The sequence below is a fragment of the Pseudomonas sp. AG1028 genome (genome assembly GCF_007993955.1).
In the GTDB taxonomy this organism is placed as follows: Bacteria; Pseudomonadota; Gammaproteobacteria; order Pseudomonadales; family Pseudomonadaceae; genus Aquipseudomonas; species Aquipseudomonas straminea.
This window is the reverse complement of sequence record NZ_VIVP01000009.1, coordinates 159,627-177,750: the sequence shown is the minus strand read 5'-3', so window position 1 is coordinate 177,750 and position 18,124 is coordinate 159,627. Positions and strand designations below refer to the sequence as shown.

Annotated in this window: 13 protein-coding genes and 2 pseudogenes; 11 read left to right on the top strand and 4 right to left on the bottom strand. The window is 62.1% G+C overall.

Going from position 1 to position 18,124, the window contains the following annotated elements; translation table 11 throughout:
* The first annotated feature begins 152 nt into the window (after positions 1-152).
* The 10 genes and pseudogenes from FB481_RS16545 (at position 153) to FB481_RS16510 (ending at position 11,486) form a co-directional block, all read left to right on the top strand.
* Positions 153-1,157, top strand: coding sequence for an AraC family transcriptional regulator (locus FB481_RS16545; RefSeq protein ID WP_147177063.1), 1,005 nt, complete (start codon positions 153-155; stop codon positions 1,155-1,157).
* Positions 1,158-1,343: 186 nt separating this feature from the next.
* On the top strand, positions 1,344-2,372 hold the full coding sequence (locus FB481_RS16540) for a histone deacetylase family protein (protein ID WP_093502941.1): 1,029 nt from the start codon (positions 1,344-1,346) through the stop codon (positions 2,370-2,372).
* A 44-nt stretch (positions 2,373-2,416) separates the two neighbouring features.
* The gene (locus FB481_RS16535) at positions 2,417-3,517 is read left to right on the top strand and encodes a polyamine ABC transporter substrate-binding protein (protein WP_147177062.1); all 1,101 of its coding nucleotides are present in this window, start codon (positions 2,417-2,419) and stop codon (positions 3,515-3,517) included.
* A gap of 469 nt (positions 3,518-3,986) precedes the next feature.
* A pseudogene (locus FB481_RS23685) lies at positions 3,987-5,072 on the top strand (cache domain-containing protein); the annotation flags it as partial.
* Positions 5,073-5,162: 90 nt separating this feature from the next.
* Complete coding sequence (locus tag FB481_RS23680) at positions 5,163-5,930, top strand: methyl-accepting chemotaxis protein (protein ID WP_371318675.1); 768 nt, start codon at positions 5,163-5,165, stop codon at positions 5,928-5,930.
* A gap of 187 nt (positions 5,931-6,117) precedes the next feature.
* Positions 6,118-7,203: pseudogene (locus FB481_RS23675) on the top strand (cache domain-containing protein); the annotation flags it as partial.
* Positions 7,204-7,293: 90 nt separating this feature from the next.
* Positions 7,294-8,061: a methyl-accepting chemotaxis protein gene (locus FB481_RS23670; RefSeq protein WP_371257905.1), complete on the top strand. Its 768-nt coding sequence runs from the start codon at positions 7,294-7,296 to the stop codon at positions 8,059-8,061.
* Between the two features lie 491 nt (positions 8,062-8,552).
* Positions 8,553-9,692 (top strand): tyramine oxidase subunit B, encoded by a 1,140-nt coding sequence (locus tag FB481_RS16520; RefSeq protein ID WP_147177060.1) that lies wholly within the window; start codon positions 8,553-8,555, stop codon positions 9,690-9,692.
* 29 nt (positions 9,693-9,721) lie between these two features.
* Positions 9,722-10,144 (top strand): RidA family protein, encoded by a 423-nt coding sequence (locus FB481_RS16515; RefSeq protein ID WP_027909544.1) that lies wholly within the window; start codon positions 9,722-9,724, stop codon positions 10,142-10,144.
* 46 nt (positions 10,145-10,190) lie between these two features.
* Entirely contained in the window at positions 10,191-11,486 is a 1,296-nt protein-coding gene (locus FB481_RS16510; RefSeq protein ID WP_147177059.1) for an FAD-binding oxidoreductase, read from the top strand.
* Positions 11,487-12,000: 514 nt separating this feature from the next.
* Here FB481_RS16510 and FB481_RS16505 read toward each other — a convergent pair.
* From FB481_RS16505 to FB481_RS16495, 3 genes are all read right to left on the bottom strand, one after another.
* The gene (locus FB481_RS16505) at positions 12,001-13,110 is read right to left on the bottom strand and encodes an MFS transporter (RefSeq protein ID WP_093503521.1); all 1,110 of its coding nucleotides are present in this window, start codon (positions 13,108-13,110) and stop codon (positions 12,001-12,003) included.
* Positions 13,111-13,507: 397 nt separating this feature from the next.
* Entirely contained in the window at positions 13,508-14,455 is a 948-nt protein-coding gene (locus FB481_RS16500) for a helix-turn-helix domain-containing protein (RefSeq protein ID WP_093502927.1), read from the bottom strand.
* 629 nt (positions 14,456-15,084) lie between these two features.
* On the bottom strand, positions 15,085-15,462 hold the full coding sequence (locus FB481_RS16495; protein WP_147177058.1) for a DUF1090 domain-containing protein: 378 nt from the start codon (positions 15,460-15,462) through the stop codon (positions 15,085-15,087).
* Between the two features lie 205 nt (positions 15,463-15,667).
* Between FB481_RS16495 and FB481_RS16490 the strand changes: the two genes are divergently transcribed.
* Positions 15,668-16,774, top strand: coding sequence for a Gfo/Idh/MocA family protein (locus tag FB481_RS16490; RefSeq protein WP_147177057.1), 1,107 nt, complete (start codon positions 15,668-15,670; stop codon positions 16,772-16,774).
* A gap of 70 nt (positions 16,775-16,844) precedes the next feature.
* Here FB481_RS16490 and fabV read toward each other — a convergent pair whose 3' ends face one another.
* Positions 16,845-18,053 carry an enoyl-ACP reductase FabV gene (gene fabV / locus FB481_RS16485; RefSeq protein ID WP_147177056.1) on the bottom strand — a complete coding sequence of 403 codons (1,209 nt, stop codon included), beginning with the start codon at positions 18,051-18,053 and terminating at the stop codon, positions 16,845-16,847.
* Between the last annotated feature and the right edge of the window lie 71 nt (positions 18,054-18,124).

Genomic DNA, 18,124 nt, shown 5'->3' with positions numbered 1-18,124 from the left:
CTGCGCTCGATATCCCACTACCGGCTGGCCCGACGTTACCTTCCCCTACATCCGCACGCCACGCTGCCCAGCGAAACCCCAAAGCGGGCGACGCCGGGCACGGGCATGCTTACTGCATGATTCTCGGACCCGTTACGAGAAGGCGTGCCCCCATGCAGCACTCCCACCTGACCACGCTTCACGCCGTCGTGCTGGCCCTGGATACGCTCTGCCAGGACGGCGCCTGCATCGACGAATTGCTGGCCGGCAGCGGTATCGCTCCGGCCGACCTGCAGCGTCCGGAGATGCGCATCAGCATCGCCCAGGAGCGTCAGGTGTTTCGCAACGCCACCGACCGCTGCCAGGATCTTGGCCTGCTGCTGGGCCGGCGCATGCACGTGTCTTCCTACGGTTTGCTGGGCTTCAGCCTGCTTTCAGCGGCGACGTTGGGTGAGGCGCTTCAGGTAGCATTCAGCTTTCCAGCCTTGCTGGGCACCCTGTTCGAACTGCGTCTGCGTCGCGAGGGCGCGCAGGCGTGGATCGAAGCCAGCGACTACCGTGACGCTGCGGAGCTCTCCACCTTCAATACCGAGTTCTGCCTGGCTTCCCTGAAGCTGATCTGCGATGACCTGCTCGGTCGCCAGCTGCCTCTCGAAGCAGCTCGTTTCAACCACCGCGCGCCACGCTATCAGCGACAGTACAGCCGCGATTTCGGCTGTCCAGTACAGTTCAACGCCGCCGATAACGCCATCGTCTTCGACAGCCAGTGGCTGGATCGCCGCCTCCCCCTGGCCGACCCGGTGACACACCGCGATACCCTGGAACGTTGTCGCCAGCTGAACCGCGAGTTCCTCTCCCACCAGGCGCTGATCAGTCGCGTGCGCCAACTGCTCGCCAGCCAATTGCCGGACTCGCCTGGACTCGATGGCCTGGCACGTCAGTTACGCTGTTCGTCGCGCACCCTACGCCGGCAATTGCAGGAAGTAGGCACCAGCTACCAGAGCCTGCTCGACGAGTTGCGCTTCGAGCAGGCGCGCCGCTTATTGGGCGAAGAACGTCTGCCCATTGCCCATATCGCCGAGGCACTGGGCTACAGCGAAACGGCCAGTTTTCGCCACGCTTTCCAGCGCTGGAGCGGCACCTCGCCTAGCCGCTACCGGCGCCCTGCCCTGGCCTGAAGACACCGCGGACCTGGCACGGCCTTGCCCATCGACTGGGCAGCCGACACGCCAAGCATGCGCACCGATGCGGTTCGCCCGTGCGCCATTTGGTGGCCACATCTATCCCCTTTTGGCCGTTGCGCTCATTTCCTCCCCAACCGAATGCGGCCAAGAATGCTGTCATCAACAGCGGGAGAGCCGAACATGCAGACGATCTACAGCGATGACCACCAGCTGCACCATGGACGCTGCGAAATCATCGACGGGGAACTCAAACCCTGCTTTGAAATGCCTTCGCGGGCCGACCATGTACTCGCCAGGGTGCGCAAGCAGGGGCTCGGCGACGTGCTCGAGCCGAGCGACTTCGGCCGTGCGCCGATCGAACGCATTCATGACCGCGATTACCTGAGCTTTTTCGAAACCGCTTGGCCACGCTGGACTGCCATGGGCCGCGATAGCGATATCCTGCCCTTCACCTGGCCTGCGCGCACGCTGCGCAGCGTGCTGCCGGACACCCTGCTCGGGCAGCTGGGTTACTACAGTTTCGATGGCGGCGCACCAATCACGGCCGGCACCTGGCAAGCGGCCTGGAGCGCCGCGCAGGTCGCCCTCACTGGCCAGCAGTTGATCAGCGCTGGCGCCACTAGCGCCTTCGCCCTGTGCCGCCCACCAGGTCACCACGCCGCCGCCGACCTGATGGGCGGCTACTGCTATCTGAACAATGCCGCCATCGCCACCCAGGCGTTTCTCGACCAGGGCTGCAAGCGCGTGGCGATTCTCGACGTGGACTACCACCACGGTAACGGCACCCAGTCGATCTTCTACGAACGCAGCGACGTGCTGGTGACCTCGATACATGGCGACCCAAGCTTCGAATTCCCGTTTTTTCTCGGTTACCACGACGAAGTCGGCGAAGGCGCGGGCAAGGGCTTCAACCTCAACCTGCCGCTGGCTTCGGGCAGTGGCTGGGATCGCTGGAGTGCGGCGTTGGAGCAGGCCTGCGCCCGTATCACCGAGTACGCGCCCGATGTGATCGTGGTGTCGCTGGGGGTGGATACGTTCAAGGAAGACCCGATTTCCCAATTCAAACTCGACAGCCCCGACTACCTGCGCATGGGCGAACGCATAGCGCGCCTCGGCAAACCCACCCTGTTCGTGATGGAGGGCGGTTACGCGGTGGAGGAGATCGGCATCAATGCGGTGAACGTACTGGAAGGTTTCGAGGGTGCTTGACCCTAAAGACTGCCGACAACACGCCTACAACGGAGCACATAACGATGAAAAATCTCCACCATCTGTTCAGCGCCACGCTTTGTGGAGCGGCGCTGCTGGCCAGTAGCACCATGGTCGAAGCACGGGAGTTGCGGGTCTACAACTGGGCGGACTACATGCTGCCGCAGACTCTCAAGGACTTTCAGCAGAAGACCGACATCAAGCTGACCTGGGACACCTTCGAGACCAACGAGGCGCTGGAAGCCAAGCTGCTGACCGGCAACTCGGGCTACGACCTGGTGGTGCCGTCTAACATGTTCCTCGACACCCAGATCAAGGCTGGCGTGTTCCAGAAACTCGACAAGAGCAAGCTGCCCAATTGGAAGCACCTCGATCCAGCGCTAATCAAGCTCTTGGAAACCAACGACCCCGGTAACCAGTACGGCGTGCCCTACATGTACGGCACCGTACTGATCGGCTACAACCCGGACAAGGTCAAGGCCGCACTCGGCGAAAACGCGCCCGTGAATAGCTGGGACCTGGTGTTCAAGCCCGAGAATATGGAAAAGCTCAAACAGTGCGGCGTGACCATGCTCGATGCGCCCAACGAGATTTTGCCCATCGCCCTGCACTACCTGGGCCTGCCGCCTAACAGCACCAACCCGCAGGATTACGAGAAGGCCACCGAACTGCTCATGAAGGTGCGCCCCTACGTGACCTATTTCCACTCGGCCAAGTACATGACCGACATCGCCAACGGCGACATCTGTGTGGCCATCGGCTATTCAGGCAGCTTCTACCAGTTCGCCAACCGCGCCAAGGAAGCCGGTAACGGCGTGAAGGTCGAATGGCGCCTACCCAAGGAAGGCGCCCCGATCTGGTTCGATACCTTCGCCATCCCGAAAAGCGCCCAGAACGTCGAGGAAGCCCACGAGTTCCTCAACAACCTGCTCGATCCCAAGGTGATCGCACCGATCAGCGATTTCCTCGGTTACCCCAACCCGAACAAGGATTCCATGCCACTGGTGGACAAGGCGATCAGCGGCAACGCCGACCTGACACCGACGCCCGAGGCGCAGAAAACGCTGTACAGCGTCGAGCCGCTGCCACAGAAGATCGAACGCATCCGCACCCGCGCCTGGGTGAAGATCAAGACTGGCAGCTAACAACTGTCTTCACTCAACGATCCCGCGCCTGCCGCGGGATCGTACTTTTGGGGCTGACCTGCTGCGCTATAGCCTGGTAGCGAAGATAGTTTTGCCCGCAACGCTCTCTTATTTATTGCAGCCGACACACGTGCAGCAAAGCAGCACCGCTGTAGATCCGCCGCCCCTCCCACGCCGACAAAGACTGTCATGCTCAAGCACTACCTCATCACGCCGACAGCTTACCTGCCTGCATCGCGCCGGCGATTCCCACTGCTTCACAATCAGCCGACAGCACTTCGTTAGGCTTGCCACGCCGGTGCTCAAGCCCGCGTACCGACACAACAACGATCAATCGCTGACGCCAAATCACTGGCATACCACATACCAATGATTTACGCTTCCCTAGCATTAAGCCATCACCACGCAATGTCCGTTTTGGCTGCCCTTACCTAAAAAAACAACAGCCTTAGCTCAAGCAGGAATCATCGTGAACATCAAACAGAAGCTTACCTGGGGCTTTGCGGCCATCGCCTGTGTGCCTGTGGTACTGGTCGCCATCGTGGTCGTCATCAACCTGCGCGAGCAGGCCCAGGACGACTTTCTCGACAGCAGCAGCCGGGAGATTCGCCAGATCGACAATGCGATGAATCAGTTCTTCGACGCCATCGCCCAGAACGTCGAATACCTGGCCAAGAGCGATCTGCTGCGAAACACCCAGAACCTGAAGAACTACACCGCAGCCGATGCCGCCCAGGTGCCGCTACCCGCCAGCAACCAGGCGCTGTTGTACGGCCTGAACCAGTTCGCCACCAGCCACCCGACCACTGCCTACCTGCAGGTGGGCCACCAGGATGGCGGCTACCTAGTCTGGCCGGACGACCCCAAGCTCAACAGCTACGACCCGCGCCAGCGCCCCTGGTACAAAGCAGCCATGGCCACGCCAGGCAAGATCGTGCGCACCCCGGCCTACTACTGGGCCCCCGATGATGTGGTGCTGATGGGCACCGTGCACACCGTCGACAACGCCCAGGGCCAGCCCGTAGGCGCCATCGGCCTGGACGTGTCTCTCAAGCAGCTGACCGACCTGGTCAAGCAGATCAAGCTCGGCGAAAGCGGCTACCTGATGCTGCTGGAAAGCAGCGGCAACGTGCTGGTCGACCCGCGCGATGCGGCGCACAACTTCAAGCGCCTGGACGAGCTGGGTGACGGCTTTCGCGAACTGGCCGGCGTGAAGAGCGGCTTCGCGGAGGTCGAGTTGGACGGCGTGACCTACATGGCCAACGTCTGGTCATCCGAGAAGCTGGGCTGGCGTTTCATCGGCTTGATCGAGCGCGGTGAAGTGATGGCCAAGGCCACCAGCCTGACCTGGCAGATCGGCGTGATCGCCGCGGTGCTGGCGGTGCTGTTCGCCATCGTCGGCGCCAGCTTTGCCGGGCTGATCGTCAAACCGATCCGTAGCGTGGCCGGCGGTCTGGAAGGCATCGCCCAGGGTGAAGGCGACCTGACCCGCAATCTGGATGTACGCGGCAACGACGAAACCGCCCTGCTGGCGCGCTGGTTCAACCAGTTCCTGGGTGCCATCCGCACCTTGGTGCAGCGTATCGGCAGCGCTTCGGCCGACCTGCAGACTGCCTCGGACGCCACCACGCGCGTGGCCTTGGACATGAACGACGCGGCCGTGCGCCAGCGCGAAGCCGTGGAGCTGGTGTCCACCGCCTTCAACGAGATGGTCGCCACCGCCAACGAAGTGGCCCGCTCCTGCAGCCAGGCCGCCAGCTCCGCGGACTCCGGTCAGCGCCAGGTGCACGGCGGCCAGCTGCAGATCGACGAAGCCACCGGCAGCGTCACCCAGCTCAGTGAGAACCTGCAAAAGTCCGCCCAGGCCATGCAGGTGCTGGAGCAGGACAGCAAGAACATCAACGCCATCCTCGACACCATCCGCTCGATCGCCGAACAGACCAACCTGCTGGCCCTCAACGCCGCCATCGAGGCCGCCCGGGCCGGTGAACAGGGCCGCGGTTTCGCGGTAGTGGCCGACGAAGTGCGCGCCCTGGCCAAACGCACCGCGGACTCCACCGGGGAAATCGACGGTCTGCTTGGCGGCCTGGCCAAGCGCACCCAGGACGTGACCAAGCAGATGCAAAGCAGCCTGAGCATGTCGCAGCAGAGCGTCGAGCGCATCCAGCAGGCCCGCGACAGCTTCGAACAGATCCGCGCCTCGGTAGACGAAATCCGCGATCAGAACAGCCAGATCGCCACCGCCGCCGAGGAGCAGCATCAGGTCGCCGAGGACATCAACCGGCACATCGCGCAGATCCATACCGACGCCCAGCTGGTCGAGGAACTGGCCCACTCGGCGCGCAGCGACTCGCAGCGCCTGGAAACTCTCTCCGGCGAGCTCAATGGCCTGGTTCGCCGCTTCAGAACCTGATACGTCCTCTCTTTCATCCCCGCCTCTACGCCTGCCCATCAAAAAAACGTGAGGGGCGGGCGCTCAAGTTTGCGTCCGTCACGCCGACTCAGTGTTCACAACGACTACAAATTCGCCAGCCATCCTTTCTGCCTGCTTCAAAGCTTAAAAAACCCAAAAAACGCTTTACGACACTGCAGGAACCATCGTGAACATCAAACAGAAACTCACCTGGGCCTTCGCGGCCATTGCCTGTGTGCCCGTCGTACTGGTCGCCGTCGTGGTGGTGGTCAATTTGCGCAGCCAGGCGCAGGACGACTTCCTGGACAGCAGCAGCCGCGAAATCCGGCAGATCGAAAACGCCATGAACCAGTTCTTCGACGCCATCGCGCAGAACGTCGAGTACCTGGCCAAGCTTCCGGTAGTGCGCAACGCCGGCGAGCTGAAGAACTACACGGGCGCCGATGCCGCGCAGATTCCGCAGACCGATGAAGGCAAGGCATTTCTGGAAATGTTCGGCCAGTTCGCTGCCAGCCACCCGAGCACTGCCTACCTGTCGCTTGGCAAGGCAGATGGGGGTTATGCCTCCTGGCCGGACGATGCCAAGCTGAGCAGCTATGACCCGCGCGTTCGCCCTTGGTACAAGGCCGCTGTGGCCGCGCCAGGCAAAACCGTACGCACCGCCGCTTACTACTGGGCGCCTGATGATGTGGTGCTGATGGGCACGGTGCACACCGTTGATGATGCCCAGGGCAAGCCCGTCGGCGTGGTTGGTCTGGACGTGTCGCTCAAGCAACTCACCGAGTTGGTCAAGCAGATCAAGCTCGGCGAAAGCGGTTATTTGATGCTGCTGGAAAGCAACGGCAACGTGCTGGTCGACCCGCGCACCCCGGAGCACAACTTCAAGCTGATCAGCGAGCTGGGCGACGGTTACGCAGAGCTGGCCAAGGTCGAGCAAGGCCTGGTGGAAGTCGAACTGGGCGGGGTGTCCTATATGGCCAACGTGTGGTCGTCTAAAACCCTCGGCTGGCGCTTTATCGGTCTGATCGAGCGCAGCGAAGTGATGGCCAAGGCTACCAGCCTGACCTGGCAGATCGGCGTGATCGCCGCGGTGCTGGCGGTGCTGTTCGCCATCGTCGGCGCCAGTTTCGCCGGGCTGATCGTCAAGCCGATCCGCAGCGTGGCAGGCGGTCTGGAAGGCATCGCCCAGGGCGAAGGCGACCTGACTCGCAGCCTGGATGTGCGCGGAAACGATGAAACCGCCCTGCTGGCGCGCTGGTTCAACCAGTTCCTGGGCGCCATCCGCACGCTGGTACAACGCATTGGCAGCGCTTCGGCGGACCTGCAGACCGCCTCGGACGCCAGCACCCGCGTGGCCCGCGACATGAACGATGCCGCCGGCCGCCAGCGTGAAGCCGTGGAGCTGGTGTCCACCGCCTTCAACGAGATGGTCGCCACCGCCAATGAAGTGGCCCGTTCGTGCAGCAACGCCGCCTCGTCCGCCGACTCCGGCCAGCGCCAGGTGCACGATGGCCAGCAACAAATCGACGAAGCCACCGGCAGCGTCACCCAGCTCAGCGAAAACCTGCAGAAATCTGCCCAGGCCATGCAGGTGTTGGAGCAGGACAGCCAGAACATCAACGCCATTCTCGATACCATCCGCTCGATCGCCGAGCAGACCAACCTCCTGGCCCTCAACGCAGCCATCGAAGCAGCACGAGCCGGCGAACAGGGCCGCGGCTTCGCGGTAGTCGCCGACGAGGTGCGTGCCCTGGCCAAGCGCACCGCGGACTCCACCGGCGAGATCGACGGCCTGCTCGGCGGCCTGGCGCGGCGCACCCAGGAAGTCACCAAGCAGATGCAGAGCAGCCTGAGCATGTCGCTGCAGAGCGTGGAGCGCATCCAGCATGCCCGCGACAGCTTCGAGCAGATTCGCGCCTCGGTAGACGAGATCCGCGACCAGAACAACCAGATCGCCACCGCCGCCGAGGAGCAGCACCACGTGGCCGAAGACATCAACCGGCACATCGCGCAGATCCACACCGATGCCCAGCTGGTCGAGGAGTTGGCCCATTCGGCACGTACCGACTCGCAGCGCCTGGAGGCTCTATCGGGCGAGCTGAATGGCCTGGTCGGGCGCTTCCGCACCTAAGAGACCATTGCCCGGAGCGCAAGCGCAATGCTTGCGTTCCGGCAGTGATTCGTAGCTGATCTCAAGCAAATTTCGCTAAATGACCGCGCTCGATAGCGTTCCGCTATCGACTTTTCGGGGCTATTGAACTGCCTCCCGACAGCTTATTTTCCAGCCCGTCGCGCTATTGATGAATACCCGTCGATAAGCACATCAAGACTTATCAAACCGGCGCTTTATTCGACGCCCCAAAAGAGTGCGCCAGCCGAAGTTATTTGCCTGCAACAGTGACCAATATGGGATAGCCGGCATCGGGGCGACTTACCTACCATCAACTTGGCCCAACTGGTTTTCTGTTTTTTATTCACCCGTGAATAAAAAAACCACTAATAACCAATTGCCCTGCGCGCACTGAGCGTTATGCAACTTCACCGATGCTTTTGTTTGCATAACGCGCGGCAGCGTCATCTTTCAAGTTGTGCCAGGCCTGCACTTCCGACCCCGAGAATGCCATGACTACTAATACAAGAATCGACTTCATCTACCTCTCCGAACAAGACATGATTCGCGCTGGCGTGACCGACATGCTCGGCTGCGTCAATACCATGGAAGAGGTATTCGAGCTGTTGTACAAAGGCGACTATCGGATGGCCGGCCCGAACAACGATTCCCACGGCGCCATGGTGTGTTTCCCGGAAGACTCTCCCTTCCCGAGCATGCCGCGCCACGCTGCCGACCGCCGCATGATGGCGATGCCGGCCTACCTGGGCGGCAGCTTCCGCACTGCCGGCGTAAAGTGGTACGGCTCCAACGTCGAGAACCGCGAGAAAGGCCTGCCGCGCTCGATCCTGATGTTCACCCTCACTGACGTCGACACCGGTGCTCCGCTGGCCCACATGTCGGCCAACCTGCTGTCGGCATATCGCACCGGTGCGATTCCGGGCGTTGGCGCACGCCACCTGGCCCGCAAGGACTCGCGCGTCGTCGGCCTGCTCGGCCCAGGCGTGATGGGCAAGACCACCCTCGCAGCCTTCATCGCCGTGTGCCCGCTGATCGACACCCTCAAGCTCAAGGGTCGCAGCCAGAAGAGCCTCGACGATTTCATTGGCTGGGTGAAGGAAACCTACCCGCAGATCACCACCATCGAAGTGGTCGACAGCATCGAAGACGTGGTGCGCGGCTCCGACCTGGTGACCTATTGCACTTCCGGCCGCACCGGTGACCCGACCGAATACCCGCTGGTCAAGCGCGAGTGGGTCAAACCCGGCGCTTTCCTGGCCATGCCGGCCGGCTGCAACATCGATGAAGGCATGGAACAGCACGACGTGCGCAAGGTGCTCGACAACATTGGCCTGTACCAGGCCTGGTTCGAAGAGCTGCCCAAGCCTGCCCACAACCACGTACCGGTGATCGGCGTGCGTTTCATGGACATGCTCGAGGAAGGCAAGCTGACCCTCGACCATCTCGAAGACATCGGCAAGATCATCGCCGGGGAAGCCCCGGGCCGTCGCAGCGAAGACGAAATCATCATCATGTCGGTCGGTGGCATGCCGGTCGAGGATGTGGCCTGGGGCACCGTGGTGTACCGCAAGGCGCTCGAACTGGGTATCGGCGTGAAGCTGAACCTCTGGGAAACCCCAGCCCTGCGCTAACCCTCTCACTCCCTCAAGGACGCTACGCCATGACCACCATCAGCAAAGTCAAAACCGGTTCCAAGTACGAAGAAATGGGCAGCTACTCGCGCGTGGTCGCGGTAGGCGACTGGATCTTCGTGTCCAACACCGCCGGCCGCAACCCGGACACCAAGGAGATCTCCGAGGACCTGGCCGAGCAGACCCACCAAGTGTTCGCCAACATCGAGTCGGCACTGGCAGCCGTAGATTCCAGCCTGGCCGACGTGGTGTGTTCGCGCGTGTTCATCCAGAACCCGCAGGACGTACCGGCGGTGATGACCATCGTCGGCGAGAAATTCCGCGGCATCGACCCGGCCTCGACAGTCACCTGCCCGCCTCTGGGCTCGACCGTCTACAAGGTCGAACTGGAGCTGACCGCTTTCCGTGGTGCCTCGCGCGCCGACGTGAAGAAAATCAACCTGGCTCAGTGAGCCAGGTTTTCTGTCACGTCATCACCCTTACTGTTGAGTGCTCTTTATGTCGCCTCGAATAGAGCCCGTACAAACCTCCACCGAGTTTCCCTCGAACAGCGCCGTGGTCATCATCGGTGGGGGCATCATCGGCCTCACCGCGGCCCTGACGCTGGCCGAGCGCAACATCCCGGTGATGGTACTGGAGAAAGGCCGCATCGCGGCCGAGCAGTCTTCGCGCAACCTCGGTTGGGTACGCAAGACCAACCGCCATATGCACGATATTCCCCTGGCCCTGGCCGCCGAGCGGCTGTGGCTGCAGATGCCGGAACGCGTTGGCCAGGATGTGGGCTTTCGTCAGGCCGGCATCATGTTCGTCGCCCGTAACGACGCGCAGATGGCCATGCACGAGGGCTGGCTGAAATCGGTCGCCTCGCTAAACCTGGACTCGCGGCTGGTCAGCACCGCGGAAATCGCCAAGATGGCACCCGGGGGCCAAGGCCAGTGGGCGGGTGGTATCTACACGCCTTCCGATGCCCGCGCGGAGCCAACCCTGGCCTCCAGCGCCATCGCCAAAGCGGCGATGGCCAAGGGCGCGCTGATCATCGAGAACTGCGCAGTGCGGACCCTGGTGACCAGCGGTGGGCGTGTCAGCGGCGTGCTGACCGAGCGTGGCGAGATTCGCTGCGAACAGGTGCTGCTCGCCGGTGGCATGTGGTCCCGGCGCTTTCTCGGCAACCACGGCATCAACCTGCCGACCCTGCCGCTGACCTGCTCGGTGATGCGCACAAAACCCATGGACGGGCCGACCGAAATCGCCCTGGGCGCACCGGACTTCTCGTTCCGTCGCCACAAGGATGGCGGTTTCATCGTCACCCAGCGCGGCGCCCTGGATGCGCACCTGACCCTCGACCACCTGCTGATCGGCATGCGCTATCTGCCGCAGCTCAAGGCGCAGCGTGATTTCCTGCGCGTGTCCTTTGGCAAGGAGTTCTTCAAGGACCTGGCCCTGGCGCGCAGCTGGAAAGGCACTTCCGTCACGCCGTTCGAGAAAGTCCGCACCCTCGACCCGGCGGCCAACCCGTCACTGAACGACGAGGCGATGCGCAACCTGGTCGCCGCCTGGCCGATGTTCGCCAACGCCCAGATCGAGCAAAGCTGGGCCGGCGTCATCGACATCACACCGGACTCCAACCCGGTCATCGGCCCGGTCGCGAAGATTCCCGGCCTGACCCTGGCAACCGGCTTCTCCGGTCACGGTTTCGGCACCTCGCCGGCTGCAGGCCAACTGGCCGCCGACCTGCTGTGCGGCACCACGCCGATTGTCGATCCGAGTCCGTATCGTTTCGAGCGCCTCAGCTAAGCGCTCACCTCTGCTCCGGCTTGTGCCCTGCATGAAAATGCGGGGTATTTTTTTGTCCGGGATTTAGCTGTTTCAATAACTCGCCTTATAGCCTGTTCACGATCTTTATGCGCATGAAGCGGCAGCTACAAAGCAAAAGCGGACATCGATGCAGAGCGTAGGATGGGTGAAACCCATCAAATTGCGATGGGTTTCACCTACGCGGCCCGCCCCATCCTACGGCCTGTGGGAACGGGCGGGGACGCCCAGTCCATGCCCGCGATTTTTCGCGCGCATGGCGCGCTCCCACAGTGGATCGGCGAACGGCTGCTCCCGCCGCTTAGTTACCGAATCGACGAACCTGGGCTGAAAGATCGGCCTGCCCTTACACAGTGCGCCCTTATAGCCAGCACTGCGACTGCAAAAAGCAGAGAAGGCCCGAGCGTGAGCTACGTGCCTTCTCTGTCGGAGCGTTGGCGATCAAAGCCTGCTATGGGGCGGATCACCAGGCGCGAGGATTAACACTGAGTTGCCTTCAAGGCATCGACACCAGGCGGCTTTGCGCGGCGCCCTGCTGCAGCGCCGTAGCGCGAATGGAGAGCCCGCCATGAATCGCCAGGGTCAGCACCGCGCAGACGCCGGAGAAGATCAGTGCTGCCGAGTAGTCATAACGCTCGATCAGGCTGCCGGCAATGGCCGGCCCGAAAGCGGCGCCCAGGGAGATGCACACGGTGCCCAGCGCCACCAGCTTGCCGGAGGTATCGAACTCGGCCATCAGGCCGAAGGTGTAGGCCAGCACGAAGTTGATCGACAGCAGGAACAGCAGCGTACCGACGGTGAAGGTGGTCATCGAGGTGAACTGGCCGATGATCACCAGGCCGACCAGCACCACCGCGACGATGGCCGCCACCGGCATCACGCGACCAAGCTTGAGACCAAGCGAGGAGGCAATGAAGCCACCGATGGCGTTGATCAGAAAGCCCACCGAAAGCACGGTGCCGATCTCGTTGGAGGACAAGCCGGTCTTCTTGCCGATCAATTCCAGGAACGGCCACACGGCCATGACGCCGGTCATGAACACCAGGCTGGCGACCAGGCTCATCCACACGATGAACTGGTGCTTGCCAGCATCGGCATGGATGCTGGCGGCGATCAGGTCTTCACGCTTCACGGCGCGGCTCGGCACACCAAAAAGCGCCAGGCCCATCAACAAGGCAGATGCTGCCAGGGCGATCAGAATGCCGTCGAAGCCCCACTGCGGTGCAACCGCGACTGGCAGCAGAATCAACAGCGCCGCGCCGGGAATCGATTCCATGCCCAGCTTGAAGCCGAAGGCTCGCTCTGGTCGGTCGCTACCACCGAAGATCACCATCGCCAAGGCGTAGAGCGCACCCGTCGCGCCGCCTGCCACGGCCATGATCACCAGCAACTCGCCATACGAGGGCTTGTTGAGAATGGCCACAATGCCCAGGGTGACGATCACCGTCGCCACGGCGGCAATCGTGCGCCAGCTGAATACGCCCAGCCAGGCCAGGGAGATTACGCCAACCAGTGCGAACGCCAGGTTGCTGGCCAGAGCCAGTGTACCGAGTTGCTGTTCGCCGTAACCCAGGGTCTCGCCGATAGCGCCGAACAGCACAGGCATGACATTGAGCAGCAGCGCGCCACAGGCCGATAACAAGCCGGCGCATATATAAACACGAACATTATCGATTGGATTTTTTCTTGGGCTGTTCATGACACATTCCTGATAGGTTGGACTTCTAACACTTCATCTGTATTGCAGTTGGAGTGGCGCGCGCTTCGGTTTAACAGCGCAGCAAGGATGCTGCGGAACAACTTTTCAGCTCACTGAGACTTGCACTTGAAACTTCACCGGACATGTCGCGCCCTACGATCTGCGCGCGCAGCAGAGCTACCCGGAAAAATTTTCCAGTAACGCTTAATGGACAAGTACTGTTATCGATTAAACGGGGCGGCTAACTAATTGGCAGCCCCTGATCGCTGCGAAACTTGATTAGCGCATTCATTACCCTGCGCACTCAACGCGCACGCGGCGTTTGCGACGGCGTTTCACCAAACAGCGTTCGGTAGGCGCCGGAGAAATGCCCCAGGTGGCTGAAGCCCAGATCGCTGGCAACGCGGGCGACGGTCAGTTGCTCCGTTTCGGTGCTGCGCAGGCGGCGACGGGCGATATTGAGGCGCAGCGCCCGCAGGTATTCCACCGGCCGCAAACCGGTCACGCTGAGGAAGCTACGTTGCAAGGTGCTGCGGCTCACGTTCAGGTGCTTGCAAAGATCAAGCACCGAGGGCGGCTCGTCCTGATTGGCCAGCGCCAGTTCCTGGCTCTGTTTGACCAGATAGGTGCTCACCGTGGAGTTGGCGCTGCGCCCTACCGACCACTCCAAGGCACTGTCGAGCAGCACCAGCATGAACTCCAGCACCTGCTCTTCCAGCTCAGCCTCGGACAATGCCTCGCCAACCAGTGCGTTGTCGATCAAGCGCTCCAGGTGCTTGCGCATGCGGTGGATCATCGCCGGCTCCAGATCGAGCCGGGTGATTCGCGACAGCTGGCACAGATCCGCGCTGGAGAACTCCCGGGAGGCGAAGGTTTCCAGGCTGGCGATGTCCACCGCGACGCACAGCAGATCGATGCCGCCTGGTGACTGAACGAAAAACTCCTGGCCGCCGTGGAGAACGGTGACACTTTCGCCGGTCAGCGGCTTGCCTTGAAACACACTCGGTTCGCTGCTGCATACCGGCATCGCCAAACACAGTCGCCCGGCCGGTGCCGCGCCGATTTGCACGATGCGCTTGTCGAAGGTCTCACGGAAAATCTGGAACCGCTCTGCGGTGAGGTGTTTGAGCGTGGTGTGGGCGTGACCAGCACCGAGCTGGTCATAGGTTTGCTGCCAACCGATTACCGAATTGGCATGTACATCTACATCGTCGAAGCAGTTGCATTGCACCAGCATGGTGGTCGTACCCATCTTTCCAGACGCTCGACCATTTGCAGCAAACTCTGCGCCACCGGCATTGCCACCGGGCGGAATGCCACCATCGCGACGAGCGGTGGAGAGCACCGCTTTCTGGCATGACGATGCAGCGTAATGATTCTGAAAGTAGGACACAGCGCCCCTCCAGGCCCGATTTCGGGCATGTACCGACTAGCCAGGCTGGCCATCGCACGTTTGGCGTGATTAACGACGTCGCAAGGTCGCCAACCGGATGACTCCTACCACCACCAGGGTGGCGAGGCAGGCGTTGGCCAGCAGGGAAACGAACAGTCGTCGAACACGCACCGACACGGCTTCGTCGACAGACGCAGCAGCGTGAACCACGTGATCACGGTATTGGGGAGGATGCACGACGCAAGGAGAGACGATCATTCTGCTAGACCTGTTGTAAGGGCAGTCTTTGCGAGAAATAAACCGCGCGGCAGTAGCCGCAGACGGCGAATAATTATTATGGGGCCAATCAAGTGAGGTCGATGCTAGCCCCCGGCATGGGCGGCGGCTATCCCGTTTTAGTCATGTCGACGGTTGGGCTCGGCTTTTGGGCGATTATCGGCGCATCCGGTCGTCCGGACGTATGGGGCCGCCGGCGCAGCCCCGAAAGGTCAGTGTTTGAACTCGGCCTCTGCTTCCTTGAGGTCCTGTAGCGCTTCATCGAGCTTGGCCTGGCGCCTGGCGATCTTTTGCGGGTCGCCGCTCAGTTCGGCCTCACGCAGGTCGGCCTCGCGCTCGCGTATCTCGTCGCGAGCCTTGTTGACCTTGGCCTCCAGCTCGCGCATCAGCGCCTTGTCCGAGCAATTCTCACGCACGCCGTCCAATGCTGCACTGAGGCCCTTGGCCTTTTCCGCGTGGCCTTCGGCCCAGGCCGCCTGCAGCTGCTTCTCGATGTTCGCGGCCTTCGCATCGCACAAGGGGTTGGCCGATTGCTCGGCCAGGGCCGGCAAGGCGGCGACCAACAACAGGCTTGGGATCAGGGCTTTCATCAACGCGCTCCATTAACGGCAGACAGCTGCGCCGGATGGCGTGCCGCGCATACAGACCACGGATTGCCGCGATGATTTCACGGCCTCCGCAAACAGCGCGCAAATGCCGACCGGCAGGCACTTTGCAGGAACTTCGTCTAGCCTCACCTGCCGATCTAATAAGAAGTCGAACAATGCAGTTCGGCGATGCAGAGGAGTCGATGAAATGCCCGATGCTCAAGGCAAGGTTCGTTACGCAGTGGTCGGTGGTGGCTGGATTTCCCAGGGGGCTTTCATGCCCGGCGTGGGCCAGACCGACAACTCGGTGATCACCGCACTGGTCACCGGCGATCCGATCAAGGCCGACAAGCTGGCCAAGCTCTATAACATCAAGAGCTACCGCTACGAAGAATTCTCCGCCCTGCTCGCCTCCGGCGAGATCGACGCCATCTATCTGGCCACACCGAACTTCCGCCACCGCGAATTCGCCGAGCCGGCGCTGGATGCCGGCATCCATGTGCTGCTGGAAAAACCCATGGACACCAGCCAGGAAGACTGCCAGGCCATCACCGCGGCAGCCGAGCGCTCGGGCGCCAAGCTGATGATCGCCTATCGCCTGCACTTCGAGCCCGGCACCGTGGAGATGATTCACCGCGTTCGCGCCGGCGATATCGGCGACCCACGGCTGTTCAGCGCGACCTTCACGCAGACCGTCGACCCGGCCAACCACCGCATGCAGAGCGGCTACTGGGCCGGCCCGGTGACCGACATGGGCCCGTATCCGATCAACGCCGTGCGCAACCTGTTCGATGACGAGCCGCTGGAAGTGCGCGCCGTGGCCGTGCAGACCCCCGGCCGGGAAATCAATACGCCGGATACCGTGGCAGTGACGATGCGTTTTGCCGAAGAGCGCATGGCCACATTCACCGTCAGTTACAGCCTGCCCTACACCGAGCGATTCCAGATACTGGGTACCAAAGGCGAGTTCGAGGCCTCCCCCTGCTTCGGCTTCGGCGAAGACTCGGCGATCAGCTACCGCGCCACCATCGGCGGCAAGACCACCGAGCACGAGCATCCGGTGGTCGACCAGTTCGCCGGGGAAACCCAGTACTTCTCCGACTGCATCCTGCAGAACCGCGAGCCGGAGCCTGACGGCGACGAAGGCTGGCGCGACGTGCGTGTACTGGAGGCGATCGAGCGTGCTCTGGAAACCGGCCAGCCGCAGCGCCTCGACCCGCTGCCCAAACGCCCGGGCATCAGTGTCGAGCAGGCGCGCCGCCTGCCGCTGGCGAAAGTGCCGGAGTACGTCAACACCACAGAGCCGGTGAGCTGAAACGCAGCGAGCAGGTAATAAAAAAGGGACGCCGAGGCGTCCCTTTTTACATGCCGTCGAAACGACCCGATTACAGCTGCACCACGTCGAACTGCACGTCGGTGGCCACATCGGCGTCATAGTCCACGTCGCTGCGCTCGAAGCCGAACAGGTTGAGGAACTGCTTCTTGTAACCGGCATAGTCGGTCATTTCGAACAGGTTCTCGGTGGTCACCTGTGGCCACATGGCTTTGCAGGCGTCCTGTACGTCATCGCGCAATTCCCAGTCGTCCAGGCGCAGGCGGGCTTTCTCGTCGACTGCAGCCGGGGCACCGTCGGCGCGGTACAGGCGGTCACGGAACATGCGGTCGAGCTGGTCCTGGGTGCCTTCGTGAACGCCCTTTTCCTGCATGATCTTGAAGACCATCGACAGGTACAGCGGCATCACCGGGATGGCCGAGCTTGCCTGGGTGACCACCGACTTGAGCACGGCCACGTTGGCACCGCCTTTGACTTCGCCAGCCAGTTTCTTGTCCAGGCGCAGAGCGGTTTCGTCCAAGTCCTGCTTGGCCTTGCCCAGCGCGCCGTGCCAGTAGATCGGCCAGGTGATTTCCGTGCCGATGTAGCTGAACGCCACGGTACGCGCGCCTTCGGCCAGCACGTCAGCGCCAGCCAGGGCGTCGATCCACAGCTGCCAGTCCTGGCCGCCCATGACGGTCACGGTGTCGGCAATTTCCTGCTCGGTAGCCGGCTCGATGGACGCCTCGATGATCACGTCCTTGTTGGTGTCGATGGCGGTCGACTTGTACGGCTGGCCGATCGGCTTGAGCGCCGAGCGCACCACTTCACCGGTCTGCGGCAGCTTGCGCACCGGCGAGGCCAGGGAATAGACGATCAGGTCGACCTTGCCGCCCATCTCGTTCTTGATCAGCTCGATGACCTTGGCGCGGGCTTCATCGGAGAAGGCGTCGCCGTTGATCGACTTGCTGTACAGGCCTTCGGCCTTGGCGAACTTGTCGAACGCTGCCGAGTTGTACCAGCCAGCGGTGCCGGCCTTGGTTTCGGTGCCCGGCTTCTCGAAGAACACGCCCAGTGTATCGGCGCCAAAGCCGAACGCGGCAGTGATACGCGCCGCCAGGCCGTAGCCGCTGGAAGCACCGATCACCAGCACCTTTTTCGGACCGTCATTACGCACGCCCAGTTTGCGTGTCGCCTCGATCTGCTCGGCCACGTTGCGCTCGCAACCCAGCGGGTGGGTGGTGGTACAGATGAAGCCACGAACTTTAGGGTGAATAATCAACGTGTTTACCTCGTCATCGTTTTTTGGGCAGGCGAGAGTTTACTGCCGATTTCCCGCCCGAGAAAAAGGGT

Bases quoted from the DNA above. Each gene is read 5' to 3' on its own strand.
- FB481_RS16545 (WP_147177063.1), top strand. From the start codon at position 153: ATGCAGCACTCCCACCTGACCACGCTTCACGCCGTCGTGCTGGCCCTG.
- FB481_RS16540 (WP_093502941.1), top strand. From the start codon at position 1,344: ATGCAGACGATCTACAGCGATGACCACCAGCTGCACCATGGACGCTGC.
- FB481_RS16535 (WP_147177062.1), top strand. From the start codon at position 2,417: ATGAAAAATCTCCACCATCTGTTCAGCGCCACGCTTTGTGGAGCGGCG.
- FB481_RS23680 (WP_371318675.1), top strand. From the start codon at position 5,163: ATGAACGACGCGGCCGTGCGCCAGCGCGAAGCCGTGGAGCTGGTGTCC.
- FB481_RS23670 (WP_371257905.1), top strand. From the start codon at position 7,294: ATGAACGATGCCGCCGGCCGCCAGCGTGAAGCCGTGGAGCTGGTGTCC.
- FB481_RS16520 (WP_147177060.1), top strand. From the start codon at position 8,553: ATGACTACTAATACAAGAATCGACTTCATCTACCTCTCCGAACAAGAC.
- FB481_RS16515 (WP_027909544.1), top strand. From the start codon at position 9,722: ATGACCACCATCAGCAAAGTCAAAACCGGTTCCAAGTACGAAGAAATG.
- FB481_RS16510 (WP_147177059.1), top strand. From the start codon at position 10,191: ATGTCGCCTCGAATAGAGCCCGTACAAACCTCCACCGAGTTTCCCTCG.
- FB481_RS16505 (WP_093503521.1), bottom strand. From the start codon at position 13,110: ATGCCTGTGCTGTTCGGCGCTATCGGCGAGACCCTGGGTTACGGCGAA.
- FB481_RS16500 (WP_093502927.1), bottom strand. From the start codon at position 14,455: ATGGGTACGACCACCATGCTGGTGCAATGCAACTGCTTCGACGATGTA.
- FB481_RS16495 (WP_147177058.1), bottom strand. From the start codon at position 15,462: ATGAAAGCCCTGATCCCAAGCCTGTTGTTGGTCGCCGCCTTGCCGGCC.
- FB481_RS16490 (WP_147177057.1), top strand. From the start codon at position 15,668: ATGCCCGATGCTCAAGGCAAGGTTCGTTACGCAGTGGTCGGTGGTGGC.